The sequence below is a fragment of the Rhodococcoides kyotonense genome, assembly GCF_900188125.1.
GTDB classification, from domain to species: Bacteria; Actinomycetota; Actinomycetes; order Mycobacteriales; family Mycobacteriaceae; genus Rhodococcoides; species Rhodococcoides kyotonense.
Genome location: NZ_FZOW01000007.1, coordinates 123,464 through 149,452 on the forward strand (window position 1 = coordinate 123,464; position 25,989 = coordinate 149,452).

Sequence of the window (25,989 nt, forward strand, 5' to 3'; positions counted from 1 at the left end):
GATTCCGTTCTGTCACAACCTCATCGGTTGTGTCTGACTAGGAGTGAGGAAGGGATGAGGCGAGAATGCCCAGAGCTTCGAGAGGCGTGTCGAGCGAGCGATCAGGCCCGTGCGGAGACAGGAGTTCCGCGCCGTAATATCCGTAGTTCGCACCAGCAGTACCGAGGCCGGCGGCTCTTCCGGCCAGAATGTCCTGCGGGCCGTCGCCGACATACCAGGACCCCGCGGGATCGATGCCAGAGCGTTCGATCCCGATGTAGATCGGGGTGGGGTCGGGCTTGCGTTGGACCGAATCGTCCGCGGTAACGAGGCAACTGAGCAAAGCCGGGTCGATGCCCACCCAATCGAGATCGAGGAGCAATCGCTTCCGCGACTTGTTGGTTACTATACCGAATTTTGTTCCGCTGGAGGTCAATTCGGAGATCAGCTCGAAAGTCCCGTCGTACGGCCGGACATTCTCGTACGCACCACCGATGTAGTGACGCCCGTAAGCCTGGACCAGTTCGGCAGGATCTCCGTCCGACCATGTCGCGAACACCTCGATGGGACGCGGCGCCATGAGAACGTGAACATCCTCGAGTTCGGCGGGTAGAGGTACGCCGAGCTCCTCTTCGAACGTTCGCCGATAGGCCGCGAGAATCGCACCGCCGGAGTCGACCAACGTGCCGTCGAAGTCGAACAGGATGCCGCTGTCGTGAGCCATCAGTGAGCCTCGACCGGGTCGAATGCGAAGAACTGTGCAGGGTTGACGACGAACAACTGGTGGATCAGTTTGTCGTTCATTCGCGTCTGAACCCGACGAGTCAATCCCGCAAAACCCGGTGTGCCGCCGTAGCTCGGTTGGTAGCTGGGACGTCCCAGGTCGCCGGACACCATGATTTTCGTGAATCCGTCGTCGAAAAGCCTCTCCACGAACGCCATTCGAATATCGTCAGAAGGATACTTCGGCTTCGTCCAGTGATCGAATCCTATCCATACGCCCGTCGATGCCAATTCGCGAATGTAGTCGTAGTCGAGGTTACGATCGACATGGCCGATCAGGACGCGGTTCGGGTCGACACCGTGCTCCTCGAAGCCGGCAACCTGCACGGTGCCGAGCTTGCCTGCCTGACAGTGCGTCGAGATCGGCGCACCTGTCGCGAGATGTGCTCGCGCGACTGCGATCTGGACCTTCTTCTCATCGTCGCGAATGTGGTCGGTGCGGCACGTGCCGTATTTGATGACGCCTGCGCGCAATTGCGTACCGTCGACACCGACGGTGACGTCGTCGACGAAGCGTCGGGTCAGGTCGTCGATACTGTCGGCCTCGACCGAGTCGGGGTAGTAGATCCCCTTCTGGTAGCCGGACGCGGACACCACATGCACGCCACTACGGGAAGCAGCGGCGAGCATCTTGGCGGCGTTCCGTCCGTAGTCGGCGGTGGTCATCTCGATCAGTGCGCAACCACCGACCGCAAGAAAATCGTCGAGTTCCGACACCGCGTTGTCCACGTTGTCCAGCACCATGTCCGGGTCATCGTTCGTCGCCCACGCCGGCGGATTCGTGAACAGGTGTTCGTGACACAGTGTGACGCCGAGTTCGGCGGGATCGATATCTCCCAGAACAGTTCTGACGATCATTGGTTCTCCTTGCCGGAATGCGAGAAAGCGAACTGTCGGGCCCATGCAGGTGCAAGCGGTCCCAGCAGCGCGCGGTAGGTGGCGAACATGTCTTCGTACGTGGTTGAAGTCGTCGGATCCGGGTCATAGACAGCCCCGTCACGGACGAGTGTCGTCGTTGCGTGCGCAAGATCTCGATAGTGGTCGACGGCGACGCCTGCCAGCATCGCGGCACCGAGTGCGCCCGATTCGGCGACGTCGGGCACGACCATCTGCTTCTGCATCACGTTGGCGATCACCTGGCACCACGCTGCGCTGCGTGCGCCTCCACCGGTCAGCCGGATCTCGGTGATGTCCGTCGGCATCGCCTCGTAGCAATCGCGGATCGCCAGTGCAGTGCCTTCGAGCACCGCCCGGATCAGCTGATCACCGCTTGTGTCGGGGCCGAATCCCACGAAGCTCCCGCGCGCCTGCACGTTCACGAACGGGGCTGTCGCGCCTGCGGTGTTGAGATAGGGATGAAAAATCAGGCCGCTATTTCCCGGCTGCGTCGTCGCGGCCGCATGCTCGACGACCGAACCGAAAGTCGTTCGGCCGTCGGCTATGTCGGATGCGGTGTCACCACAGAAGGTCTGCACCACCCAGTCCAGACACAGGGTTCCCCCACCAGAATTGGTGATCTGCCGCTGCCAGCGGCCGTCCGGCATGAGGAAGCTGAACCCGACGCCAGGCGGGTCGAACAGTGGTTCTGCGCTCGACGTGCCGTTCATCAGACTGGTACCGAGCGTCGTCGTCGCCTGTCCGTCGCCCTGCGCACCGATTCCGATCATGTTCGCCGTCGCGTCCCCACACCCCGCAGCTACGACGGTCCCGACCGGCAGTCCAGTCAGCTCTGAAGCCTCGGCGGTCACCTGACCCAGCACGGCTGCACTGGAACGGACGGGAGGAACGAAGCGGACAGCCTCGGGAATTCCGAAAGCGTCGAAGATGGTGTCCGATGTTGTGCGCGCTGCAAGATCACACGGCCAGAAGGACAGGTCGGATTCCTCGGTGGCGATCACTCCAGTGAGGCGGTAATTGACGTAATCCTTCGCCATGAACACGGTGGAGATGCGCGCGTACCGTTCCGGATCGTGCACTTTCGTCCACGCGAGCAGCGGGTATGGCATGCCGGGGATCATCGCGTTACCGCCGAGGGAGTAGAGCGTGCCTTCGGCGTCGCGGCCGATCACGTCGTCGAGCACGTCCGTTGCCCGCGCATCCGGCCAACAGATGGCGTTGCCGACCGGCAATCCGTCGTCGTCGAGGGCCCAGAGTCCGCCCATATGCCCGGTGACTCCGAGCGCTAGATAGGCCGTACCTGCCGGTAATTGTGCGACGACGTCGGAAATCGTGCGAGCTGTTGTCTTCCAGGTCTTTTCGCAGTCCTCCTCGTGACGGTCACTGCCGGTTCGGATTGACGGCGTCGGGCATCCCGATTCGGCGAGAAGCTCGCCGGTGAACGCGTCGACCGCGATCGTCTTGATCGAACTGGTTCCTTTGTCGACTCCGATGAGCACCGTGCGTCCGGACAGCTCACCCACGACGCACGACCTGTGCGACATCGTCGAGTGCGGGACGCATAGATTCCACGAAAAGCTTCCTTTCGCCTGCGCCGAAGAACTGCTCAACCGATTCGGCCGTCACGTGATTGCAGTGCACGACGAACTGGTCGATCTCCGCTCGCATCGCTTCACGAATCACTGCACTGCAGCATGCTTCCCACACCGCGCCGAGCACCTCGTCGATCGTCGTCTTGTACGACGCTCCGACGAGGATCCCAAGATTCGCGCGGTCCGGAACTCGGTAAGACAGAGGCGACCTTCCACCAAGGTGGTCCGCGATCAGGCTGCGGATCGCCGCATCGTCATAACTGGACGGCGCGAACCGGTGGACAAAGGAATCGAACTCCGCCAGCCCGGGTCCAGTGATGGACCGGATCGTCGATCCGTTTTCGACACGGTCGAAACGGGCGTTCTCGCCCAGGCTCACGTGCCAGCCATCGACCTGGTCGGTCATGGAGCGCGGCACTTCTGAAACGGCTGTCATGGTGCTCCTCGGTGAGCGTCGACCACCGGAGTGGGCGAAGGACCTTGCATGTTGTCCGGATTCCGGATAGCCTGTCCGGAATCCGAGAGAACAGTCTCACAGGGTCGTCACAGTGTCAACGGTCACACCGAGGAAAGCTGATGCCTGCTATCACCGAGCTTGAAATCGATCCGAAGAACCACATCGCTTCGGTCGTCAAAGCAACACGCATACTCGAGGCATTCGATCGCGAGTCACCCGAGCTTTCCATTGGCGAGCTGGTGAAGCGGTGCGGTTACACGCGGACGACGACCCATCGAATCCTCGCGACACTGGAGTTGGCGGGCTGGCTCGAACGGACGTCGACCGGTGACTACAAGATGACTCTGCGCGTCTTCGAGCTCGCATCGAGCGTTCTCGGCAGCTTCGACCTACGTACCGAAGCAAGTCACGTCATGTCCGACTTGGCTGCGCGGTTCGATGAGAACGTGTACCTCGTCGTTCCCGACGGTACGAGAGCGGTGTGCCTCGACCTGATCGAGAGCAGCCGTCCCGTCCGCGTCATGTCGTTGTCCGTCGGCAGGTCTCTCCCGTTGTTCATTGGCGGCGCACCCCTGGCACTGCTCGCCGAGCTCGAAGACACGTTCCTTCCCCGACTACTTTCAGCAGGCCCGCTGACAACCCCGCTGGGCCATGACGTCGACGAGTCGACGCTTCGAGAGATGCTCGCCGACACACGTGCTCGCGGCTATGCCATCAGTCTCGAAGATGTCACCCCGGGCGTGGCCGCTCTGGGCGCCTGCATCTTCGATCGTGCGCGACGGCCGGTCGCAGCGTTGAGCTTCGGCGGGTTCCTCGCCAATTTCGAGCAGCCTCGCAGGACCGAGTTGGCCGAAGCCTTGGTCGACGGAGCACTGACAATTTCCCGGCGGCTCGGATTTCAAGACCGCGCGTAACCCCCGCGATCTAGCTCACTGCACTACTCAACGAGTTGTCCGGTTCCGATACCACCGCAGGCTCCCGACCCGACAGAAGGTCGAGCGCAACCTTGGGGCGCGCCAACAGCTCTCGCGCGTAGTTGCGCCACTTCGGCAACCATCCGCATTCGCAGCCGGCGGTGACTCCGTCGGCATCGATGCCGACGTCCCGGCACAGCGCGACGGCCCGCGACACGTGCAGTGGCTGGCTGACGACCAATGCTTTGGTGACACCGAACGTCGTCGCGGCCCGGACGCACGAGTCGTACGTGTCGATTCCGTAGTCGTCTTGGGCGATCGCGTCGCGGTCGATCCCGGCGTCGACGAGATACTCGGTCATCGCGTCGATTTCGTTGCCCGACGTGCCGTCGGCGTTCCCGCTCACCAAAATAGCCTCGGCCTTGCCCGACTCCACCAACGCGATCGCCGCGTCGAGCCGTCCGGACAGAAATCCGCCGGGTTTGCCGCCATGAACCACCGCTCCGAGCACGATGACGACGGGAGCCTCGGGTGCGTCGTCGACGTCGTGCACGTGACCGGATGCCGCGTGCGCTACCCATGCCGTCGAGGCCGCGATGATGGCGATCACAGCCATGACGGCCGCTGCCAGGACTCGAACCACCGTGCGCCGAAAGCTCTTCACTTCGTCAGAGTACCGACTCCTGCTTCGTGACAGCCAAGGCCAGTGTCGATTCGATCCCCTCGATGTCGTCGGCGCGGGTGACGGTTGCGATGTATCCGTCGGGTCGGATGAGAACGATTCCGTTCATGCCGTAACGCTTCGCGATCTCGTCGTCCCAGACCGATATGGCCGTCGTCCCCGGTATCGAAATCGGTTGTGCATCAGCCTGTACGACGAGCAGAACATGGTCCGACGGATGTATCCGGCGCGCGTTGATCAGATACGACCACAGTTCGGTCCCTTCCACCGCCCGCGCGGATTCGCCTGCCGTCACGTGCGCGTGGAGGCCCTTCCGCACGATCGGACTGTCGGAGTAGGAAACCGAGTACTCCTCCATCTCGTCGGCGATGCGGTGTTGCACCAACTCCCGACCCCCGACGACGTGAAGAATCCGATTCCGCACGCCGCGAGCAACTTTCGACTCGATCGTCGCTGCACGCGTCAACGCGGTCGTTTCCGTGATGACGTGCGCGGCGACCGGATGGCGTTCGAGATGGTAACTGTCGAGCAGTGTTTCCGATGCTGTCCCCGCTACCGCCGACCCCAGCTTCCAGCCGAGATTGAACGCATCCTGCATTCCGGTGTTCATGCCCTGCCCACCGGCCGGGCTGTGGACGTGCGCGGCGTCGCCGGCGAGGAACACTCGTCCCGTCCTGTACCGGGGTACCTGTGCGTGGTGGATTTCGAACGTCGTCAGCCAACGCGGCGAACGGATCTGCGCGCCGAGTCCCCGCTCGTTGCACACCTGTTGGAGCCACTCCATCGAGGCAGGACGATCCGACTCGTCCTCACTGATTTCTGCGATCACACGAACCCGTTCGCCGACCATCGGAAAGATCAGCGCAGGCCCACCTCCTGTCGACGCGAAGATGTGCATGGCTCGTCGGTCCAGGTCGTAAGTGGCGTCGACGTCGCCCATCAGGAAGCGTTCACCCTTGAACGAGCCTTCGAGCTTCTGGCCCAGGTGATGACGAACGGTGCTCGACGCGCCGTCGGTGCCCGCCAGGTAGCGGCAGGTGATCGTGCCTGTGGAAGTGAATGCCTGCACCGACGCACCGTCCTGCGCCAAGTCGATCAGCTCGACTCCGCGTTCGATCTCGACGCCGAGGGTGCGCAGCCGGTCGGTGAGAATGCGCTCGGTTTCGGTCTGAGCCGTCGTCACCGAGAACGGGTAGGGGCTGTCGACGGTGTCGAGCGGGATGTTCGCGAGCACCTTCCCGTCGGCGTGGAACTGGACTCCGATCGTCGTGCGCCCGGAATCGATGATCCGTTCGACGACTCCGAGTGCGTCCAGCATCTCGAGGCTGCGCGCATGTACGACGACCGCGCGCGACTCGTCGGTGGGCTCGGTGCGGCGATCGATGATCCTGGTCGCGACCCCTCGACGCGCCAGGTCGACCGCGAGCACCAATCCCACCGGGCCTGCGCCCACCACCAGCACATCCGTGTCGAATGACCTCATGTTCGGATGGTGGCCGACGCGCGTGCGACCAGCCAGGGATGCGCCGAAAAATCACCCTCCGGTGATGGACAGAATCACCCTCTCGGTCCGTCCGCCGGAAATTACCCGCCACCTCACCGCGAGTACGTAGTGTGCGTTATGTGATGCGCACCACACGGCACTGAGCACGGAGGAACACGAAGTACATGAAGAGCACCATGCAGGACACACCGCTCTCGATCGGCCAGTTGGTCCGGTTCGGGACCTCGATTCACGCCAAGGCAGAAGTCACCACGTGGGGCGACGACGGCCCGACCACGGTCACGTTCGGCGAATTGGGCCGACGCGCAGCGCAACTCGCGCACGGGCTTCGGTCCATCGGCATCGACGACGACCAACGTGTCGCCACGTTCATGTGGAACAACGCAGCGCACATGGAGACCTACATGGCCGTGCCTGCGATGGGCGCGGTGCTGCACACCCTCAACATTCGACTGTTCCCCGAGCAGCTCACCTACATCGCAGAGCACGCAGAAGACAGAGTAATCATCGCCGACGCCAGTCTCCTTCCCCTCCTGACGCCGTTGCTTCCGAAGATGCCGACGGTGCGGCATCTGGTCGTCGTCGGGGCCGACCCGTCGGACGTGCAGGCGCCGCCCGGCATCGAGGTACTGAACTACGAGAACCTGCTCGCCGGACAGCCCGAGGAGTTCGACTGGCCCGAACTCGACGAGCGATCCGCCGCCGCAATGTGTTACACGTCCGGCACCACCGGCGACCCGAAAGGCGTCGTCTATTCGCATCGCTCGATCTGGCTGCATTCGATGCAGGCGTGCATGTCGGACACGATGGCATTGGCGCAATCGGACAAGGTTCTCGCGATCGTTCCCATGTTTCACGCGATGTCGTGGGGCCTGCCGTATGCAGCATTGATGGTCGGCGCGTCGCTCATCATGCCCGACAAATTCCTGCAGCCCGCACCTCTCGCCGAGATGATCGCGACGCTGCGTCCGACGGCGGCCGCGGCGGTCCCGACCATCTGGCAGGCCCTGTACGCGCATCTGGTCGAGCACCCGGTGGACATGTCGTGTCTGCGCGACGTCCTCGTCGGCGGCAGCGCATGTCCGCCGTCGTTGATGCGGGCGTTTCACGAGGAACACGGAGTGCACATCACCCAGGCCTGGGGCATGACCGAGACGTCGCCCGTCGGCACCTCGGGTAAGCCGGATGCCGGACTGTCTCCGGAAGAAGAATTCGACTTGCGGTGCACGCAAGGGCGATTCATCGCCGCCGTTCGAGCACGACTCGTCGACGACGCGGGCACTGTGTTGCCTTGGGACGGAACGAGCGTCGGCGAGCTCGAGGTCCGAGGCCCGTGGATCACCGGCAGTTACTACCGGAACGACGCGTCGGACAAATTCGACGACGGGTGGCTCCGGACCGGTGACGTCGGCGCCATCTCCCCCGGCGGCTACTTGACGCTCACCGACCGCGCCAAGGACATCATCAAGTCCGGCGGCGAATGGATCTCGTCGGTCGAGCTCGAGAACCATGTCATGGAGCACCCGGCAGTGCGGGAGGCGGCAGTCATCGGCGTTCCCGACGAGAAGTGGGACGAACGTCCTTTGGTAACAGTCGTTCTCAGAGATGGCGCCACGGTGACGGCCGACGAGCTGAAGACGTTCCTCGACGGTCGCGTCGCACATTGGCAGTTGCCCGAGCGATGGGCGTTCATCGACGAGGTCCCGAAGACGAGTGTCGGGAAATACGACAAGAAGCGGCTGCGCAGTACGCATTCCGAGGGAGGGCTCGCCGTCGTCGAAGTTTGATGCGCCTGCGGCACCCGTGCGTGCAAAGTTGGTCCCCGGCCCAACTTTCCACGCACGGGGCCGTCAGGCCAACCCCGGCGTCGACGTGCCCAAACGGTCTCGCAATGTCGTGAAGGTCTCGTCACCTTCTTCCCGGAAGATCCCCCGCTCCCGCAGCAACGGAACGAGGTCGCGACTGATCCGTTCGAAACTCGAACCGCCCAAGAGAATGAAGCCGTCCGACGCCTCCTCCTCGATCCACGTCTCGATGATGCGCGCCGCGTACTCGGCGGTCCCGACGATCTGGAAATGCCCGTACGACGTCGCATATCGCAGCAGGAAGTCACGGACCGTCGCGTATTCACCGGAGGTGACCCACTCGCGGTAGATCAACGCGCGGCTGACGCGTCGGCCGGTTTTCTCGATGTCGGCTTGGGTCGGGAAGCGGCTCGGCGGAATACGGTCGTCGAGGCCGAGATCCGACAGATCCAGGTCGGGCACCTCATAGCGAATTGCCTCGCGGGCACGATCCAGGTCCAGATCGGTCAGCTCGTTGCGGTACTCCTGCCACGCGTGTTCGTCGGTGTGACCGAGGTAAATACGAATGCCAGGAAGCACTTTGAGGTCCTCGGCCCGACGGCCATTTGCGACGACGGCTGCTTTCAGCTGCTTGTAATAGGAACGTCCCGCATCGATGTCGGGGGTGGCAACGAACACGACCTCAGCCGCTTTCGCGGCAAAAGCAATACCGATGTCCGACGCGCCGGCCTGCGCCAGGACCGGGAACGTCTGCGGCGCGGGCGGTAGATCGAGAGCTTGCTGCACCGAGAAGAATTCGCCGTGCCAGTCGATGTCCACGACCTTGTCGATGTCGACATGCACTTCGACTTCGCGATCCCGGACGACGGCATTCGGTTTCCACGAATGCCAGAGTGCCCGAGTGACATTCAAGAACTCACGCGCACGACGGTAGCGATCCTCGGGGCTAGGGATGGTCTCGTAGCCGTAGTTGGTCTCCCCGTTGAACGACGTCACGACGTTCCATCCCGCCCGGCCGTCGGAGATGCGGTCCAGCGACGTCAGTTCCCTTGCCACCGTGTAGGGTTCGCTGAACTGCGTCGACAGCGTGATGACGAGGCCGATCCGGTCGGTGTGCGCAGCCAAGTACGCAGCGTGGGTCAGCGGCTCGAACGAGCGTGCACCCCGGTACTTGATCTGGGTCCGGTTCAGTCCGGCGAAGTCGGCGATGAAAATGGCGTCGAATCCGATGTCTTCGAGCTCGCGCGCGAATGCGGCCTTGGCTCTGCGCTGTTCCGCGGTGTCGGAGGTGTAGCCGTCCTGCTTCCAGCGCGGGAAACGATCCGCGAAGTAGAACTCGGAGGACACGAAAAAGACGGACGGGTTGCGGCGGGCCATTCGTCACACGGTAGAACGCCGCCGCACCAACGCGAAGATTTGCGATCAGCGTGATGCGAACGCAGTCCTAACGCTTCTGCGCTTTCCAGAACGATGAGCCGTCGTCCAACCCCAGTGCCGCACGAAGCCGGCTGGGACTCATCGTGCCGGGCTGCCCGGTGTCGGGGAACGAGGCGAGCAGACGAATCAGATCGTCGCGACGCGTCGGATCCGCGGCGGCTTGCGTGGGCGTGTAGCCGTCGAGCGCGGGTATCGACTCGTGAATCCAACTCGCTTCGTGCTGCCGGATCCGCTCGTCGAGAATCGCCAGAATCTCGGGGTCGGGCTCGACAGGTTTCGACGGTTCGCGAGGTTCTGCGAGCTTGTCGGCAGCATCGGTGCGCGACTCGCTGAGGATCTTCGCCTGCGGGGCCATCTCGCGGACGGCGTCGACCATCTCGTCGAATCGAGGTTCGGACATCGCATTGATCCGCAGAGTCGTGCCGTCGAGTTCCAGCACGCCGAACAGACTGCCGTCGACAGTCCAGTGCCATGTTCCGCTGCGGGATGCGCCATAGCGACGGCTGAGCTTGCGTTTGATGTTCCCGACTTCGCCCAACTCGAATGTCGCCTCGCACACCACCATCGGGTCGCCCTGCTTTGTCACCACACGCGGAGGCGCAAAACGGGCACTGAGAAACTCGACGAGCTCTTCGGGTGGTACAGGGTTGCGGTCCAGCAACGCGATCAAGTCCGTGCGCTGCGTCGGATACACGAGTTCGACGCCGCCATAGAATTCCAGTTCCTCGCCTATGGGAACCACTCGCGTGCAGACGAATTGACCGGGCTGCAGCTGCAAGCTTGCCGTCTTCTCGGCCACGGACAGTCGGTCACCGGTTCTGATGTCTCGTATCGACACACCTACGCCAGGATCGACGGACTCGATGTCGTACACGGACCGCTCGTTGAGCAACCACTGTTGCGCAAGGTTCAATTCGTCTGCAGGAAGGAAGTTTCCGTACGTCTCGAGAAAGTCCGCGAAGTATCCTCCTTCGAACAGCAGGACGTCCATGGCGAACGGATCGGCGAAGCCTTCCGACAACGGGTCGTCGCTATCGGGGTATCTGAGACGTGCTAGCTCCTCCAACTCCGCGAGCCCACGACCGTCGATGATGTATCCGCCGGCCTTGTGGTAAAGCCAGAGTGCCCGTTGATGAAGGGTCGCTTCACTTTTCCCGAGATGGCAGACCTTGTACTTTCGACCCGATCCGCACCAGCATCGGTCGTTGCGACCGAGCTCGGGGTGCTCCTGCGGCACGAAGTTCTGCACGACGTCCCGTAGCTCGTCGCCGAGTTCGGTCTCCATTCGGTCGAGGAAACTGATGGCACCTTCCGCGTCGCCGCGCAGTGACTTGAATGTGGCCAGTTCGAGGATCGCGGGCTCGAACCACGGATCGTGGTCGATTGCCTTCTCGAAGCTTCGTTCCGCTTCTGCGGGATCTTCCAATATCTCCAACGCTTTTCCGCGCAGCCAATAGGCAGCTCCGACGGCCAAGCCGAGGTCCGCCTGCACCAGTGCTTCCGCTATTGCCGCCAACGCTTCGGCGCCGCCGTCCATTCGAATGATGAGGTGCAGTGCCACACTGGCGGCGGCAGGCTCCACGAGGGCGTTCCACGCGTCGGGAGTCTCTGTGATGGCGTCGTGAATGAGAGTCGTGCGGCGTTCTTCGTCGGACGAGGCGACCTCTTCGGCGAGCATCACCAATCGAGCCGCGACGGCAGCCTCGTCGGAGTCGTAGTCGTCGACGGCAGAGCCCAGGAAGTTCACTGTTCCTTCGCGCGCGACGTGGTCGACAGCGGCCTCCAGCCCTGCATGAGAGAACAATTCGCGGAGCGGGAGGGTCGCAGTCCTGAAAGCCGTTGGGTTTTCGTACATCAGCTGCCACACGACCGAATCGACGTATTGTGGTGTGCCATCCGGAACCTGAGCTCGGAGCCGGTCGACCACGACTGCGTCGACCGTTGCTTCGGTCACGCGGCGTAGTCGCACCGAGCCGCGCTCGACGTACAGACCGATCAGTTCGCCCTCGATATACCCGTCGAGAGTCCCGCGTGGCAACAACAAGCCGACCTCCAGCGCTTCGGGGTCATCGAAGCCTCGGTCGTCGAATACTTTCTGTGGGGTGAATGGCGCCGCCAGAATGATTTCAAAACCGGTGGTGTCGCCTTCGGCCTGAACCAGCCCTGCGATCGCAGTCAGTTCGACGGTCGCCTCGACGATGTCCGACGCGATCTCTCGCTGGGTCAGCCGGTGCGTCAGGATTCGACCCTCGAGCATGCCGGTCACCACGAGGTTACGATCGTCGGTGAAGAACCCGATTTCGTCTGACTCGAACCCTTCTACCAGGTCGAACATCTCTCGGAATGTGCCATGGCCCTGTGCGACCAACAGCTCAGCCCAGGAATCATCAGTCAGTGGGCCGTGTTCGCGAAGGATCGCTAGGGCAGCGGCTTCGATTTCCTCGTAGTCGTCCATCGTGGACAAGGGTAACCGGCTGTTACGTCGAGGTGGATAGCGACGGACACGTCATTCGCCGGGAGCCCTGAGTCTCGTTCACCGCTTCGGCTCGTACCTCAGAGACACCGCGCCCGACGCGAAGTCCTGACGCCCGACGAGCTCGAGATCCAAAGGCTCCCGCAGTCCTCCGAACAACGTCCGCCCGTGACCGACAATCCTGGGATGCACGATGAACTCGTACTCGTCGATCAGACCCATTTCGGCCAACGCCGTCGGTAGGGTCACGCCACCGACGTACAGGCCGTCGCCCGGTTGTTGTTTGAGTTGCTGCACAGTCTCTTTCAAATCCCCGCGCATAAGCTCGGAGTTCCAGTCGACGTCCGCGAGGGTGCTCGACACGACGTACTTTCTCTTCGCGCCGATAGCCTGAGCGAACGGCTGTGTCCATTCCGGCATCTCGGGTCCGGGGTTCCGCCATGCCCCTTCCATCATCTGGTACGTCACGCGACCGAGGATGAGTGCGTCGCCGCGCGCGATGATGTCCGCCGAATGCTGATGCATCTCCGGGTCCGGCGTCACCGCCGTGTGGTCGATACACCCGTCCAGCGTGACGTTGATGGAATAGCGCAGTGGTCGCATGTCGGGAAAATACCGGACTCGACGCCTGCGCGAAGTCAGTTGGTCAGAGCTCGTAGGTCGCGAAACAAGCCGTCGGCGATGTCCTCGAAGGATCGCTCTTCGTCGGCGGCAATCCACTGCCGGAATGCGACGCCGAACACCGACACCCCGACCTCGGCAGCGAGCGTGGCCTGCGGTTCGGACACGCCGCGGGTGATTAGTCCCGACGCGACCGCGCGCGACAGCGTCGCCATCTTCAGCAACTCTCGTTCCTGCAGGCCGGGATTCGCGTCGATCACGGTCTGACGCGCTCGCGAGTACGGCCGGTGGTCGTCGTCGAAGAACGTTCCAGCCGACGAAACAGCCTGCGCGACGACGTCCATAGCCGATGCGTCGTCCGGCGCTTGGGCGACGGCCTCGACGAAGACGTTCTTCAGCTGGTCTTGGCCGTCGAACAGCACTTCTCTCTTGTCGGCGAAATGCCGGAAGAACGTGCGTTCCGTGACGCCGGCCGCCCGGGCGATATCCGTCGCCGTCGTTTGCTCGAATCCGCGCTCGGCATACAGATCGAGCGCGGCTACACGCAGGCGGTCTTTCGCGCCTGGCTCCCATCGGACCATGTCGATCATCCTAGTGATGACAGCGACTGACATGTAGGCGTACGCTGATGTCAGTCAATGACATCAGTTGCTCGCCCATCGGACGAGCCCTGAACAAGGAGCACCTCATGCGCGTTTTCGTCACCGGAGCATCCGGTTGGATCGGCTCGGCCACCGTCGACGAGCTGCTCGCCCACGGTTACGACGTCACCGGACTCGCTCGGAGCGATGCGTCGGCCGACTCACTGCAGGCCAAGGGAGCGACCGTTCTGCGCGGCGATCTCGATGACCTCGACAGCCTGCAAAAGGGCTCGTCCGACGCCGATGCCGTCATCCACCTCGCGAACAAGCACGACTGGGCGAACATGGCCGAGTCGAATCGCGCCGAACGCGCAGCCGTCCAGACCATCGGAGACGCGCTGGCCGGGTCCGGTCGACCGTTCCTCGTTGCATCCGGTGTGGCCGGACTCGCGCAGGGTCGGCCTAGCACCGAGGACGACGCGTCACCCGCCGTCGGCCCGGACTCGCCGCGCGGCGGTACCGAGAATCTGGCCTTCGAGTACGCGTCGAAGGGAGTGAAGCCGGTTGCGTTGCGATTCTCACCAACGGTGCACGGCGACGGCGACCACGGCTTCATCTCCTACCTCGTCACAGCGGCTCGAGCGACGGGCGTGTCCGGATATGTGGGCGACGGGTCGACCGGGTGGGCTGCGGTTCATCGCTCCGATGCGGCGCGGATGATTCGCCTGGGGCTCGAGAAGGCGCCGTCCGGTGCGCGGCTCCACGCCGTCGGCGCGAGCAGTGTGTCGTCGAAGGAGATCGCCGAGGCTATCGGGCGTGGGCTCGGGCTGCCTGTCGAATCGATTGCGCCGGAGAAGGCGATGGAGCACTTCGGGTTCATCGGCATGTTCTTCGGGATGGATCTCTCGTCGTCGAGCGAGATCACGCAGAAGATACTCGATTGGGAGCCGGCGGGACCGACTCTGGCGGACGATCTTTCGTCGGGTTCGTACTTCCGGTAGATCGGATCGCAGGACTCCCTACTTCGGCCCGTGCTGCTCGAGTGCGGCGGCGTTCATTTCGTCTTGCTGGTTGGTCGCGTCGAAGAACTTGTCGAAGTCGATTCGCATCCTCCCCACGACGTCGATGTGGCTCTGCAGGACATCGACCAGGCTGTTGTCGCCGCCGAACGCTTTCTTGGAGAACTTGTCTCGCAAGTCCTTGCCTGACTCGAACTCGCCAAGCCCGTTGACCTCAACTAGTTCCATAGCACTCGCTTTGTGCTGTTCGAGCTTTGCAATGTAGGTCGTGCATGCCTCACTGCAAGTTGCTGCAGCCTCTGCATTCAGAAACAAGTGGCCGGTTTCGGCAGCGGCGGCGAGGGATTGCCAATTGGTGAGCTGATCGCCTGGAGCACTCATCTATATCTCCTACTTGACTGCGACGGGGAGGGCTGACTGCAGATCGGTTGCGTGCGTGAGAGCGATTGCGCAGGGGTCTGATTCGTCTTCCTTCACGTAGTTGACGGTGAAGACCACGACTCCTGGCGGTAGATCGACAGCTATATTGCAGGCAACCGCAGACCTGCCCATCACTCTTCGATACGTGAACGCATCACGGCCACCTAACGCGACATCGCGAGGTTCGAACTCGAGCGAGTCCCGCCTAACGTCTGCGAACGTTTGAGTCACAGAGGATTTGACAGCAAGAAAGTACGGAACGCTGACACCCAGGGGTTTGAACGTACAAATTTCCCAGTCCTCAACAATGATCCCCTCTCCCCATCCTTCATCCCTGTACGTCGGGTCCAACCCGGTTGCCGCGATGGCTTCCGGTGTGATGCTGCACGGATCCCACGACGTCGGGCCGGCCGTGGCCTCAGGTTGGACGTCTCGCCCACATGCGCCGACCAGTACGGCCGCAGTCAGCGGCACCACCACCCACTTCCTCACGCATACCTCCTCCACAGCACTCGTCAGGTTCGACGCAGCAGAGGCGCGTTCGGTTCCAAGATCGAAGAATCTCTTGGGCCGTTCGCGACGACCAGCACGTCCGAGCCACCTGTCAGCGCCTGCGTCGAGCCGGCCACTTGCCGGTCGCCGGCGCTGTGTAACGGGCGCCAAGCGAAAACCGACCACCTGTGTCGTACCCGTATGGCACAGTGCTGTGCACACCTCGCCCGCTGCACCTGAGAAGAGATCCCCGTGAACAATCAGTTCCACAACAGCCCGAACTACGGCACCATCAACATCCACCAGACCACGAACGTCGGATACGTCGTGCCACAACGGTCTTGGCCGCGTCGCCACCCGATTCTGACGGCGTTCCTCGTACTGTTTCTCATCGGCTTCATCGGAGCGAATCCGTGGATTCTTCTCGTCGTCGCGGTTATCTGGATCGGCGTGAAGATGTACCGCTCGCATGAGGCGAAGCAACTGGCTGCCCGGCAGGAGCAGCAGCGCCTGATCGACAGCGCGAATGCCCAGAACCAGGCATACCTCAACGGTCACCAGTTCGGAACGTTCGGGCACTTCCCCACCCAGCCCCATCAACCAGGGCAGTACCCCAACCCTCAGCCACCCTTCCAGGGCTGACGGATTGCGTGGCATTCGGAACGGCGGCCACGTTGCCACCGAATGTCAACCGCAACAGCGCTTTCATGACATCCTCACTTTGTGACGTCGTTCGCTTCGTTGGATGACGTAGGCGGACGTGGCAGGATCGCCAAGATGGAGTTGTTGATCGCCAAGAACCCCGACGAGGGTTCGTCGCTGCCCTACCTACTCCGCATCCCCTTGGCCGGTGTCCCGATCCTGCGAGCCCGCGATGTCTGGCCACGCACCAACGCCGTCTACTGCCACCCGGTCGCCGACGAGGAATGGCCTGCCAACCCCGAGATCGTCGAGCGCATCGAACTCCGAGTCTGTGAGCGCCGCGGTGCTGCCATCGACATCGTCGCCACCCGCAGTCGAGAGAACCGATCGCAGATCGTATTCACAAAGGCGCGTGGCCGGGACATGGTCTTCTGGCAGTCACCGCGGACGCGCACACAATCTCGGCCGAAGACGGCACCGTCGCGGTCCAAGGCGTCGGGCATCACAGAGCTCGAGATCGTCGTCGACGCACACGAGCGCTATGCCTATAACTTCAGTCAACAGCGCGCACGGACCACGAAGCAGGCTCTACCGTGCGGTGACTACGCCGTGGTGGCCGACGGCAAGATCGTCGCTTCGGTAGAACGAAAGTCAGCAGCCGACTTGTTGTCGAGCATGACGTCGGGTCGGTTGCGTTATGCCATGGCCGATCTCGCGTCGCTGCCGAGGTCCGCGGTCGTCATCGAGGATCAGTATTCGACCATGCTGTCGTCGAAGTTCGTCTCCGCAAGAGATGCCGCCGACGGCTTGGCCGAGTTGCAGGTAAGGTATCCGTCGGTGCCGATCGTGTTCGCACAGACTCGAAAGCTCGCCGAGGAGTGGACCTTTCGCTATCTTGCAGCTGCGATGACATGGATCTCGAGCGACAGTGATGCGATGGCGTCGGCGACCGAGCTACCCACCAAGAAGCCAGCCGTGACGGGGCCGTCGAACTCCGTGATCCGCGAGTGGGCTCGGGAACGCGGGTATGTCGTGGCCGACCGAGGCGCGATCAGCCGCGAGATACGAGAGAAGTTCGCCGCCGACACGACAATCTGACAACTTCACGAGCAAAGTCCACGCTTAAGGGCTACTGCGTCGCACAACGTCGGGTCCGTTCGGCGAACCGGTCGAGCGCCTCCAGGATCTCGTCGGCCTGCCAAACACGGTGACGTCGACCTTTCGACGTTTGGTGCAGAATTTCTGCGTCGACGAGTCGGTCGATCGCACGTTGCGCGGCCATGCCACTGACCCCAAAAGCCTTGCGGACGAATGCATTGTCGATGACTGGCTGCGCGACAATCGCATCGACCAGCCTCCAGACGACCGAGTCTCGACGCGCAACAAGACCGTCGAGGAAGCGCTCGCGCGCAGCTGCAAGGTCGTCGACCAGTGTCCGCCCGTTCGCTACTGCGGTAAAGGTGGCGGCATTCAACCTGCTGATTATCGGCTCCATGTTCCCTGAACGGTATTCGCCAAGGCTCGAGAAGTAGGACGCTGTGTCTGTGAGCAGTCCCGCGGACAGAGGGACCGTGACGCGTTCGACCACGTCAGCTCGACGCATCATCGTATGGAGCAATGCTCGACCGGTCCTTCCGTTTCCATCGGTGAACGGGTGAATCGTCTCGAATTGGGCGTGCGCAATCGCGATGTGGGGCAGGACGGGGATATCCGTTCTCGACGCGAACACGAAGAAATCTTCCAGCACAGAGTCGAGCCGATCATGATGCGGTGGAACGAATTCGGCGCGATGCGGACCGAAGCCCGAACCTCCGATCCAGACCTGTTGTGTACGCCAACGGCCCGCATCGACATCACCCGCGGATTCCATCAGAGCCCGATGCATTGCCAACACCGACTCTGCAGACACAGTTGCACTCGCCGCGAGGGCTGCCTCCATCGCGCGGACGTTGCCGCTGACGATCGATGCATTACGACTGCTAGGCGAACCCAGCTCGGCCAACGCAAGAGCCCGCGCCCCGACGGTGAGGTTCTCGATCTGCGACGAAGCGGCACTCTCGGAGCGAAGCAGAATCGACATCATCGGCGCCAGCTCTGTGGACGGACCGAGTTTTTGCGACGCGTATTCGTCGAACCGGACGATTTCACGCAGGGCGTCTTCGGATTCCGCGGAAAGTTCAGCGGAAAGCCGAACCTCGGCATCACCGATCGAGGCGGGAATTGCGGCGTCGTAGTCTCCGCCGTGCAGCCGACGCTGGGTTCTGGATGCGTGCGCCGACGGGTGCCACGGCCGAGTCTCGAATTCAACGGCGGGCACACCCTGCGTTGGACCATTCGACATACCCACACCATACCAAACTTTATTCCGCTAAAGTTTGGTATGCGGTTCGAAAGCCAACGCTTGCGTTGGCCACGGCCCGGCCTTGTCATCGACCTCCACGACATATCGGACTGCAAGTTTCGCGAGACCGTCGTCGTACACCTGCGCGGGCGCAGCACTTACCTCGGTGACTTGCACCGTCTGCCCAGCTCTATCGGCGCGAATGGTCAACGCGGAAGTGAAAACAGTCGCCGGCGGGGAGAATTCATCTGTTGGAATGAATATCCCTGGCTGCGACGGCACAGTTGCCCCGAGCCACTCACCTATCGCTCGACAGCCCGTCTGCGACCGGCCGTTTCTGTCGTACCCCCAGCGCACACTACTTTCCACACGCTCCACCGACTATCCCACCCCCTTGCCTCATCGCATGACTTCATTCGACATCGAGGCGCATCGAGAACGGAACCCTCATGTCCGACGAACCGCACGCAGCACAGCCCGGCTGGTACCCGACCCCCGATGGTGGCCAACGGTATTGGAATGGATCCGCATGGCTGGATCTGCCGAACCCGGCCACGCCGACCGCGACCCGTCGGCGGCGTCCGTCGAAGAAGGTCGTCTGGATTGCAGCAGTGCTGTTGGCGGTACTCGGAATTGCCGGTATCACAAGCAAACTCGTCCACGATTCGAACGTTCGAGCCGAGCAACAGGCGGCTGAAACTGCAGCGAACGACGCTGCCCAGCGAGAGGCCGACCGCATCGCTGCTGCTGCCGCCAAGCAGGAGCAAGAGGATCAAGCCGAACGATTGACCAGAACGCTGTCGGTATCCGGGATCGAGGGCAGTGTCAAGACGATGGCGGAAGAACACGTGACGAAGGGCATCGTCGACGGTCCTGTCATCTCGGTGACATGCTCGCCAGTGAGCGGCGGTTCTACCGATGACCTGACCGAAACCACCACAGTGTTCCAGTGCTTCGCAGCCACAGAGGACATCGGCGACGGCCGCATGCGCGGATACAACTACCACGCAACCATGAACTGGTCGACGGGCAACTACACGTACGGATTCGGAGCGCCCTAGCCTGCGGTAACCGTCGACACCGTCACCCGCCCGCGGCTACGGAGAGTAAATCCGATCGCGAACTCTCCGAACCTGTGAAAGGCTGAGCGGCTCTCCTACTGTGGGTGGGCGGAAGTGAGATGAAGTAATGAAAGACTGGCGCGACCACTACCCCGACCCCATCGGGCCTGCCGAAGCATTCGCTCGATTCGAAGAGCTGTCGGCACGAATCCTGAAGGACGAGAACCCCGTCGTGATCGCGGCGGAGTCGGGCGACGTCGTACTGATGTCGGCCGCCGAATACCGCTCGACCATGGAGACTTTGTACCTCTTTTCGACTCCTGCCAACGCCAAGTGGTTGATCAAGGGACTAGAGGAGGCGAAGCGCGGCGAGGCCGAGCCGTTCGCCTTCGAACGACGCCAAGGACAGGCAGAGGACAACTCGTAGCCGATCGAGACGATCACTGCGGGACGCCCGAGCACCCTCGACCTTTCGGGCATCCCACGTGAGAGTTGTTACGACAGTGCGATTTCGGCGCTGCCGGAGAACATGGAGTCGTGAACCTCGAACGCGGTCGGCCGCGGGGTAAACTGAATTTTCCTATTTCGGCCCCTGGGAACTCATTTCAATGGACGTACTATCGTCGACAGCAGCAGTCGCAGCTAACAGCTTGTCGAACACGATTCGCATCCTCTCCACGACGTCGATGTGACTTTGCAGAACGTCGACCAAATTGTTCTTTCCGCCTGCAGCTTTTTCGGCAAATTTGCCCCGCAGTTCCTTTCCTGATTCGAACCCATCCATCCATGCGAGAGCGTCGACGTCCGCCAGTTCGACCGCCCTTGCCCTGTGTTCGGCGAGTTGGGCAAGGTATGCCTCACAAGCGTTTCTGCATACTTCCGCCGCCTCGGGCTTCAAAGACAGGCGGCCTTGATCGGCCGCGATGGCAAGCGACTCCCACCCCGTGATCGGATCGCCAGGATTACTCACCTACTACCTCCTATTTCGCGGCGGCAGGGAGGGCATATACGAGGTCTGATGCATGCGCGAACACGATCGCGCAAGGATCCGTTTCGGCAGTCATGTCACCCATGAAGTTGGCCATGAACACGACGACGCCAGGCGGTAGGTCAACACCAACATTGCACGTGACTGCCGACTCGGCGACTTTCGTTCGGTACTGGTATGCCTCACGGTCGCCGAGTACGACGTCATGATCCTCGAAATTGCGTGGGTCCTGACGGAGGTCGTCGAGCGAGTATTCAAGCGACGACTTCACGCTGAAAACATAGAGGACATCGGAGCCAGGTGGCCTGAACGCGCATCGCTCCCAATCCTCGACCACGATTCCCTCACCCCAGCCCTCGTCTCTGTAGGCCGGGTCCAGCCCCGTCGCCGCGATTGCTTCAGGCGTGATGCTGCACGGATCCCATCTGGTCTGCTCGGCGACAGCCTCTGGCTCCACGTTGCGACTGCATCCTCCGACCAGCACTATCGCCGCACTCAGCACGGCAAACCACTTCCGCATGCAGAACCCTCCCCGAACCCGTCGTTGGGTTAGACGCAGCGGAGCGCCATGCGGTTCCAGATCCGGTCAGCTTGGAAACAATCACGACGTCGACGTCATGTTCGATCCAGCGCCCATCCGGCAATAGTCGATAGAGATCGGTGCCCTCGATAGTCGATTCGATCTCGCCGCGCCAGTCGTGGACGGTTCCTGTCGTTCGCCATCGGCCCAGGATCGGTTCGAGCTCGCGCAGTCCACTCCGCGTCGTATCCATTCGTCCTCCTCGTATTGCTTACTGTGACCGAGTAGGTCCTCGAAATTCATCGCACGACGGCGGTTCACGCAAGGCATTCGGACACTCCGGTGAAGGCCCGATCGCCAACTAGCATGATGGCGTGATGCATCCAAGTCCTGCGGGGCGCTCGATGGAACGAAACGACGCAGCTACAGGAGCTGAACTGGAGGGACATGTCTTCGTAGTCCGCGGCCGACTCGAATCCGTGGCATCGGATGTCGTCATCGTTCCGACGGATGGGACCTTCGTACCCAGAGAAACCTGGTGGCCGGTACTCGAGATCAGCAAAGCTTCCCCACCACCGCGGGACCCCAGCCACATTGCTCGTCGATTTCGATCACACAGTGGCGAGAACCGGTCCGCCTGGCTGCTGCAAGTCGCACACGGGGGACATCCTTCGGTCACCCGGCTGGTCGAAGGCCTCGAAGAACTTCTACAGCGAATCGAAAGTGATCGACCGAAGTTCCCGAGCGACGGTCGAGTAAGGCCGCTTATCGCACTTCCTACGCTGGGTGTCGGCCTCGGAGGGTACGAGGGAGTACGCGGCAAAGTGATCGAGGCGCTCCATGCGGCGACAATGAAGTTCGTCAGCGGTTCGGACTTCGACATTGTCTTCGTCGTCGAGAACGCTGCGGATTACGCTGCATTCCAGTCGATTCGGCGCGAACATTCGTCGTCGACGCCTCAACGTGAGGCCGGAGCGAACCTGGCTTCCAAGATTCGAGGCGGCGACGCGGCTCTCCTGCTCGGCGCCGGAGTCAGCATCTCAGCGGGCCTCCCGACCTGGGATCAGCTCCTTGAAACTATCAAGCGGGATACTCTGCCCGACTTGGACTCCGGGCAATTTGCAACATTGGGCGTCCTCGACAGGGCCCAACTGCTGTCGAAGTCCGGTCAAGGGCCGACCCTCGGACAGCGCGCCGCCGAGGCCACAGGAGCGGATTCGACAAAGATCCCCACCCTAGCGCACTGTCTGCTCGCATCGTTGTCGGTCGAGAAAGCTGTTACCACCAACTACGACTCCCTGTACGAGGACGCGTTCAAGGCCGCGAACGGCTTTGATTCGATCTCGATTCTGCCGCGTGAGAACGCTATTGGCGATCGCGCATGGCTGCTCAAGATGCACGGTGACATCGCGACGCCCGAAAGTATCGTCTTGAGTCGCCGCGATTTCGTCCGTTACGACGCCGAGCGACGACCGCTCGGGTCGATCGTGCAATCCCTCATGGCTACAGGCCATCTCATTGTAATCGGCGCTTCGATGACCGACGACAACGTTTTGCGGCTTGCGCACGAAGTCCTTGCGATGAATGCGACCAACAATCAAACCCGCCCATTGGGCACAGTAGTTACGTTGCAACAAGATCCATTGCGAAGCGCGCTGTGGGAAGGCGACTTCGACTATCTCGCAGCATCGGACTCGCACAACACGAAAGTCGCTGCGCGAGATCTGGAGATATTGCTCGACGCCGTGGCCATGTACTCCAGCGATCGTTCCCCGTATCTGCTCGACGAGCGGTATGCAGAACTGCTCAGCGAGGAGGAGGCTCGGATCGCAGATGAACTGCGCAAGGTTGCGCGGCGCATCCGCTCACTCACGCCCACCCAACGTGACAGATGGAAGGCGCTCGATACCGTTCTGGCAACGATGGGAAATGGTTGAAGGTTCCTACCGTGGATCGCAGGTCCTGTGGTCGCCTACGCAGCGCACGTCAGCCCGTACCTCGAGTAGACGTGTCGCTTTGACTGACACCCTATGTTCGACCAGGCCCCGAAGACCGGCGGACACTACTACGACTGAATGCGGCTCCGGCAACCGTGAGTGCGTGGTGGGGCCAGAGACCAACTACTCACGCACGGGCGGCGAAGCCGCACTCTCTAAGCTGTGGCAGTGACCGCCGACAAGAACCGCAGAACAGGTGCCAACGTCATCCCGCTTTTCGATGCAGCGGTCAGCCCCCTCGACGGATTCGACAAGTGGCTCGCGGAGACCGGGTACGACAAGGACCCGGCGAGGGTCATTTCGATCATCGAGTCACTTCTGTCCGTGATCGGCGAGACGAATACAGACTTCGCGCCGACCGCGTGGCTCCCCCACGACGCACACACGCTTCTGGCGTCCGTCGGCGAGATAGCCGGTGACTCCGACATCGCTTCCACGATGGTGTCGATGTCCTTGGATTACCTAGCGTTCCTGGACCAGACCGGTCGCTGGACCGGCAGCGCCGACAACTACGCACATTGCGTCGAGGACCTGGCCCGCTATCTGGACAGCGTTGTGCCACAAATACTCACACCCGACGACATTGAACTCACTCCAGTGTCACCCGAGCACGAGCTCGAGGCCTTGTCTGCACTGAAACCGGTTCGACAACTGCAGCTCCTCCTCGCCTGGGTCGGCGACGGCAAGCCCGTTACGAGCACGGGAGTGCCTCGCCCCGCGCTCATCGACGAGTTCGCGCACGCTGACGGCGTCGAACTCGCCGAAGGAGAACGTACGGTCCGGACCGTACGTCACGTCCACGCTCTGGCCACGCTGTGGGACACAGCGGTCAGCGCCGGCCTCATCAAGTTGACGTCGACCCGTGCCGTTCGCGTCGGCCAGACGACGTCACTGCCCGCCGTCCGTGCTGCCGTCGTTCATCTCGTTCGCAGCTACTTCGAGGTCGACGACCCCATGGGCCCGTTCCACGTCGCGAATATTGTTGCCGCTCGGATTGTTCTGGGAGCGATGACCGACAGCCCACCGAGCGAACCATCACAGACGGCTTTCACGAATCCCGATGAGGAGGCCGCACATTCGATCCTGGTCGGAATGCTTCGGCAATTCGAGGTCGACGGCTGGCTCACTCTCGACGGCGCTTACGACGTACCAATGGGGGTTCGTCCAGCTGTGTTGGAGGCACTGAAATCTGTCGATCTTTCCGGCTCGATTCCGTTGGAGGACATCGAGCGACTGGTTGTGACCGTCCGACTGCTGGAGACGTCGCCTCCGGTCTGGCGCAGATTGGAACTCGATCCCGAACTCACGCTCGGCGAGGTGCATATCGTTCTTCAGCGTGCGTTCGGCTGGGAGGACACCCATCTTCATCAGTTCCTGTCGGGCTCACAGGGTCACGGTCAGACGATCTACGGTCCCGCTGAGTGGGTGGACGAGTTGGACGGTGACGCGCGCGTCGAGCAGGACATTCCGATCGGGGCGCTCCTCCGCACACCCGGTGACACTCTGACGTACGAATACGATTTCGGCGACGGCTGGGAGCACACGATCACGCTCGATGCGATCGCGCCGCCCGATCCGGAGTTCGTCGGAGCGCGGTGCACCGACGGCGCGAACATGACACCTTTCGAAGACTCGGGTGGGCCGTGGGGTTGGAACGAGCACTTAGCTGCTGCCGCCGACCCCGGACACGAGCAGCACGCCGAGTCGCGCCGGTGGCTCGGGCTGCGCAAGAACGCCACGATCGATCCGACGGAATTCGATCTGGAGCTAGCAGCCGATACGGTGGCAGGCTTGTTCGACGTCCGCTGACGCGGCTAGCAGCCCCGCCGGACTCCGCATCGGCGCCACAGCCGACAAGAGCTACGGCACAACCATTTTCGACGACCCACTCGCCGTCGCCTGTTTTGCAGCGACCCACCTGTCTGAGTTCGAGTGACGTGGTCACCGAGATACCGTCATCCTCGGCGAGTGCCGGTGCGCGGCTCTAGACTGGTGATGCCGCACTGCAACTTTCCCATAGTTTGCGTTGGGGAGCAGCCGTGCGGCCGTTCACCACGCTCGCTACTGGACCTCGGGAATCAGTGCCCCATCGAACAGAAGTCGATGGTTCGAATACTTTCTGCACACCCACATAAACGCTCCCGGGGCCTCAGCTGCGTCATTCGGCATTCGTATCACTGTCATCGTCGACGACCGCAAACCCCGCGCGCATCTAGGGCATATTGCGTAAGCGCTCGAGGCTTCGATCCCTCGTCCCGGCGTACGTTCCCATAAAATCCCGGGGGCGATTCGACTCGGGATTGGTACGTCAGCCGGCATCAGGAACCGAAACCAGACGGAGACTCCGAAAATCGCAAGGAAGAGAATACACAAAGCAAGCATGGTGAGAACTACGATCGGCAGCCTCGACACTGGATCGAAACGTGTCAAGGCAAATGCGAGAACGGTGCAGACAGCTGACAGCGTCGTCACCCAACTATCCGCAAAGAACGGCCGTCGAACGCGAGTCCGAACAATCTCGGTTTCGACGATGTTGTCGAAGTGGCGGCCGATCGTCAGATCACCACCAACCGAGATGCTCCCTCCCGCAGCAACTCCATCGTTCGCAGTTACATCGCCATGAGGAGGTGGATCGTTCGGCACCGCTGACTCTGCACGACCGCCGCACTGCGAACAGAACGGGCTCGTCGAAACGGTGCGCGGCGCGCAGCTGCATTCGTAATCGGACATGGTTCCCCCCATGAGTCGTTTGATCACCTGAGAAACAAATACACGACGGGTCCG

Annotated in this window: 24 protein-coding genes; 9 read left to right on the forward strand and 15 right to left on the reverse strand. The window is 62.0% G+C overall.

Annotated features, from left to right (window positions below; translation table 11 throughout):
- Positions 1-37: 37 nt before the first annotated feature.
- Genes CHB96_RS13515 through CHB96_RS13530 form a run of 4 tightly spaced genes read right to left on the reverse strand, consistent with a single transcriptional unit; the run spans position 38 to position 3,687 of the window.
- Positions 38-703 (reverse strand): HAD family hydrolase, encoded by a 666-nt coding sequence (locus CHB96_RS13515; protein ID WP_089246981.1) that lies wholly within the window; start codon positions 701-703, stop codon positions 38-40.
- Positions 703-1,620: a phosphotriesterase family protein gene (locus tag CHB96_RS13520; protein WP_089246983.1), complete on the reverse strand. Its 918-nt coding sequence runs from the start codon at positions 1,618-1,620 to the stop codon at positions 703-705. The genes CHB96_RS13515 and CHB96_RS13520 overlap by 1 nt, the downstream gene beginning before the upstream one ends.
- Positions 1,617-3,182 carry an FGGY-family carbohydrate kinase gene (locus tag CHB96_RS13525; RefSeq protein WP_245865636.1) on the reverse strand — a complete coding sequence of 522 codons (1,566 nt, stop codon included), beginning with the start codon at positions 3,180-3,182 and terminating at the stop codon, positions 1,617-1,619. Before CHB96_RS13525 ends, CHB96_RS13520 begins: the two co-directional genes overlap by 4 nt.
- A complete protein-coding gene (locus CHB96_RS13530) occupies positions 3,175-3,687 on the reverse strand; it encodes a hypothetical protein (protein WP_089246987.1) in 513 nt (170 codons plus the stop codon). Before CHB96_RS13530 ends, CHB96_RS13525 begins: the two co-directional genes overlap by 8 nt.
- Before the next feature lie 140 nt (positions 3,688-3,827).
- Between CHB96_RS13530 and CHB96_RS13535 the strand changes: the two genes are divergently transcribed.
- The gene (locus CHB96_RS13535) at positions 3,828-4,622 is read left to right on the forward strand and encodes an IclR family transcriptional regulator (protein ID WP_089246989.1); all 795 of its coding nucleotides are present in this window, start codon (positions 3,828-3,830) and stop codon (positions 4,620-4,622) included.
- 10 nt (positions 4,623-4,632) lie between these two features.
- On the opposite strand, the gene CHB96_RS13540 is transcribed toward CHB96_RS13535, so the two are convergent.
- Together CHB96_RS13540 and CHB96_RS13545 are read right to left on the reverse strand one after the other, a co-directional pair.
- Positions 4,633-5,238, reverse strand: coding sequence for a SanA/YdcF family protein (locus tag CHB96_RS13540; protein ID WP_089247320.1), 606 nt, complete (start codon positions 5,236-5,238; stop codon positions 4,633-4,635).
- 52 nt (positions 5,239-5,290) lie between these two features.
- Entirely contained in the window at positions 5,291-6,787 is a 1,497-nt protein-coding gene (locus CHB96_RS13545) for an FAD-dependent monooxygenase (protein WP_089246991.1), read from the reverse strand.
- 185 nt (positions 6,788-6,972) lie between these two features.
- On the opposite strand from CHB96_RS13545, the gene CHB96_RS13550 reads away from it, so the two are divergent.
- On the forward strand, positions 6,973-8,595 hold the full coding sequence (locus CHB96_RS13550; RefSeq protein ID WP_089246993.1) for a long-chain fatty acid--CoA ligase: 1,623 nt from the start codon (positions 6,973-6,975) through the stop codon (positions 8,593-8,595).
- 63 nt (positions 8,596-8,658) lie between these two features.
- Here the strand turns inward: CHB96_RS13550 and CHB96_RS13555 are convergent, their stop codons facing one another.
- From CHB96_RS13555 to CHB96_RS13570, 4 genes are all read right to left on the reverse strand, one after another.
- A complete protein-coding gene (locus tag CHB96_RS13555; RefSeq protein ID WP_089246995.1) occupies positions 8,659-9,990 on the reverse strand; it encodes an NtaA/DmoA family FMN-dependent monooxygenase in 1,332 nt (443 codons plus the stop codon).
- Between the two features lie 67 nt (positions 9,991-10,057).
- Positions 10,058-12,505, reverse strand: coding sequence for an SEC-C domain-containing protein (locus tag CHB96_RS13560; protein ID WP_089246997.1), 2,448 nt, complete (start codon positions 12,503-12,505; stop codon positions 10,058-10,060).
- A 78-nt stretch (positions 12,506-12,583) separates the two neighbouring features.
- On the reverse strand, positions 12,584-13,126 hold the full coding sequence (locus CHB96_RS13565; protein WP_089246999.1) for a dihydrofolate reductase family protein: 543 nt from the start codon (positions 13,124-13,126) through the stop codon (positions 12,584-12,586).
- A 35-nt stretch (positions 13,127-13,161) separates the two neighbouring features.
- A complete protein-coding gene (locus tag CHB96_RS13570; RefSeq protein ID WP_245865639.1) occupies positions 13,162-13,734 on the reverse strand; it encodes a TetR family transcriptional regulator in 573 nt (190 codons plus the stop codon).
- 98 nt (positions 13,735-13,832) lie between these two features.
- Here CHB96_RS13570 and CHB96_RS13575 point away from each other — a divergent pair, with 98 nt between their 5' ends.
- Positions 13,833-14,726 carry an SDR family oxidoreductase gene (locus tag CHB96_RS13575; RefSeq protein ID WP_089247001.1) on the forward strand — a complete coding sequence of 298 codons (894 nt, stop codon included), beginning with the start codon at positions 13,833-13,835 and terminating at the stop codon, positions 14,724-14,726.
- 18 nt (positions 14,727-14,744) lie between these two features.
- On the opposite strand, the gene CHB96_RS13580 is transcribed toward CHB96_RS13575, so the two are convergent.
- Entirely contained in the window at positions 14,745-15,125 is a 381-nt protein-coding gene (locus CHB96_RS13580; RefSeq protein WP_089247003.1) for a hypothetical protein, read from the reverse strand.
- A gap of 9 nt (positions 15,126-15,134) precedes the next feature.
- A complete protein-coding gene (locus CHB96_RS29690) occupies positions 15,135-15,656 on the reverse strand; it encodes a DUF3558 family protein (RefSeq protein WP_176444286.1) in 522 nt (173 codons plus the stop codon).
- Between the two features lie 252 nt (positions 15,657-15,908).
- Here CHB96_RS29690 and CHB96_RS13590 point away from each other — a divergent pair, with 252 nt between their 5' ends.
- The gene (locus tag CHB96_RS13590) at positions 15,909-16,298 is read left to right on the forward strand and encodes a hypothetical protein (RefSeq protein WP_089247005.1); all 390 of its coding nucleotides are present in this window, start codon (positions 15,909-15,911) and stop codon (positions 16,296-16,298) included.
- Between the two features lie 135 nt (positions 16,299-16,433).
- Complete coding sequence (locus CHB96_RS13595) at positions 16,434-17,396, forward strand: ERCC4 domain-containing protein (RefSeq protein WP_089247326.1); 963 nt, start codon at positions 16,434-16,436, stop codon at positions 17,394-17,396.
- Positions 17,397-17,427: 31 nt separating this feature from the next.
- Here the strand turns inward: CHB96_RS13595 and CHB96_RS13600 are convergent, their stop codons facing one another.
- Complete coding sequence (locus CHB96_RS13600) at positions 17,428-18,639, reverse strand: Fic family protein (RefSeq protein ID WP_089247007.1); 1,212 nt, start codon at positions 18,637-18,639, stop codon at positions 17,428-17,430.
- 449 nt (positions 18,640-19,088) lie between these two features.
- Between CHB96_RS13600 and CHB96_RS13610 the strand changes: the two genes are divergently transcribed.
- Both CHB96_RS13610 and CHB96_RS13615 read left to right on the forward strand, forming a co-directional pair.
- Entirely contained in the window at positions 19,089-19,700 is a 612-nt protein-coding gene (locus CHB96_RS13610) for a DUF2510 domain-containing protein (RefSeq protein ID WP_089247011.1), read from the forward strand.
- 127 nt (positions 19,701-19,827) lie between these two features.
- Positions 19,828-20,127: a type II toxin-antitoxin system Phd/YefM family antitoxin gene (locus tag CHB96_RS13615; protein ID WP_089247013.1), complete on the forward strand. Its 300-nt coding sequence runs from the start codon at positions 19,828-19,830 to the stop codon at positions 20,125-20,127.
- Between the two features lie 153 nt (positions 20,128-20,280).
- Here the strand turns inward: CHB96_RS13615 and CHB96_RS13620 are convergent, their stop codons facing one another.
- Positions 20,281-20,670 carry a hypothetical protein gene (locus CHB96_RS13620; protein WP_089247015.1) on the reverse strand — a complete coding sequence of 130 codons (390 nt, stop codon included), beginning with the start codon at positions 20,668-20,670 and terminating at the stop codon, positions 20,281-20,283.
- A 10-nt stretch (positions 20,671-20,680) separates the two neighbouring features.
- Complete coding sequence (locus CHB96_RS13625) at positions 20,681-21,208, reverse strand: DUF3558 family protein (RefSeq protein WP_089247017.1); 528 nt, start codon at positions 21,206-21,208, stop codon at positions 20,681-20,683.
- A 1,103-nt stretch (positions 21,209-22,311) separates the two neighbouring features.
- Between CHB96_RS13625 and CHB96_RS13635 the strand changes: the two genes are divergently transcribed.
- Both CHB96_RS13635 and CHB96_RS13640 read left to right on the forward strand, forming a co-directional pair.
- Complete coding sequence (locus CHB96_RS13635; RefSeq protein WP_217899951.1) at positions 22,312-23,145, forward strand: SIR2 family NAD-dependent protein deacylase; 834 nt, start codon at positions 22,312-22,314, stop codon at positions 23,143-23,145.
- A gap of 228 nt (positions 23,146-23,373) precedes the next feature.
- Positions 23,374-25,014 (forward strand): plasmid pRiA4b ORF-3 family protein, encoded by a 1,641-nt coding sequence (locus CHB96_RS13640; protein ID WP_141136479.1) that lies wholly within the window; start codon positions 23,374-23,376, stop codon positions 25,012-25,014.
- The last annotated feature ends 975 nt before the right edge of the window (positions 25,015-25,989 follow it).

Excerpts from the sequence above, each read along its gene's own strand:
- CHB96_RS13515 (WP_089246981.1), bottom strand. The coding sequence starts at position 703 with ATGGCTCACGACAGCGGCATCCTGTTCGACTTCGACGGCACGTTGGTC.
- CHB96_RS13520 (WP_089246983.1), bottom strand. The coding sequence starts at position 1,620 with ATGATCGTCAGAACTGTTCTGGGAGATATCGATCCCGCCGAACTCGGC.
- CHB96_RS13530 (WP_089246987.1), bottom strand. The coding sequence starts at position 3,687 with ATGACAGCCGTTTCAGAAGTGCCGCGCTCCATGACCGACCAGGTCGAT.
- CHB96_RS13535 (WP_089246989.1), top strand. The coding sequence starts at position 3,828 with ATGCCTGCTATCACCGAGCTTGAAATCGATCCGAAGAACCACATCGCT.
- CHB96_RS13540 (WP_089247320.1), bottom strand. The coding sequence starts at position 5,238 with ATGGCTGTGATCGCCATCATCGCGGCCTCGACGGCATGGGTAGCGCAC.
- CHB96_RS13545 (WP_089246991.1), bottom strand. The coding sequence starts at position 6,787 with ATGAGGTCATTCGACACGGATGTGCTGGTGGTGGGCGCAGGCCCGGTG.
- CHB96_RS13550 (WP_089246993.1), top strand. The coding sequence starts at position 6,973 with ATGAAGAGCACCATGCAGGACACACCGCTCTCGATCGGCCAGTTGGTC.
- CHB96_RS13555 (WP_089246995.1), bottom strand. The coding sequence starts at position 9,990 with ATGGCCCGCCGCAACCCGTCCGTCTTTTTCGTGTCCTCCGAGTTCTAC.
- CHB96_RS13560 (WP_089246997.1), bottom strand. The coding sequence starts at position 12,505 with ATGGACGACTACGAGGAAATCGAAGCCGCTGCCCTAGCGATCCTTCGC.
- CHB96_RS13565 (WP_089246999.1), bottom strand. The coding sequence starts at position 13,126 with ATGCGACCACTGCGCTATTCCATCAACGTCACGCTGGACGGGTGTATC.
- CHB96_RS13570 (WP_245865639.1), bottom strand. The coding sequence starts at position 13,734 with ATGATCGACATGGTCCGATGGGAGCCAGGCGCGAAAGACCGCCTGCGT.
- CHB96_RS13575 (WP_089247001.1), top strand. The coding sequence starts at position 13,833 with ATGCGCGTTTTCGTCACCGGAGCATCCGGTTGGATCGGCTCGGCCACC.
- CHB96_RS13580 (WP_089247003.1), bottom strand. The coding sequence starts at position 15,125 with ATGAGTGCTCCAGGCGATCAGCTCACCAATTGGCAATCCCTCGCCGCC.
- CHB96_RS13595 (WP_089247326.1), top strand. The coding sequence starts at position 16,434 with ATGGAGTTGTTGATCGCCAAGAACCCCGACGAGGGTTCGTCGCTGCCC.
- CHB96_RS13600 (WP_089247007.1), bottom strand. The coding sequence starts at position 18,639 with ATGTCGAATGGTCCAACGCAGGGTGTGCCCGCCGTTGAATTCGAGACT.
- CHB96_RS13610 (WP_089247011.1), top strand. The coding sequence starts at position 19,089 with ATGTCCGACGAACCGCACGCAGCACAGCCCGGCTGGTACCCGACCCCC.
- CHB96_RS13615 (WP_089247013.1), top strand. The coding sequence starts at position 19,828 with ATGAAAGACTGGCGCGACCACTACCCCGACCCCATCGGGCCTGCCGAA.
- CHB96_RS13625 (WP_089247017.1), bottom strand. The coding sequence starts at position 21,208 with ATGCGGAAGTGGTTTGCCGTGCTGAGTGCGGCGATAGTGCTGGTCGGA.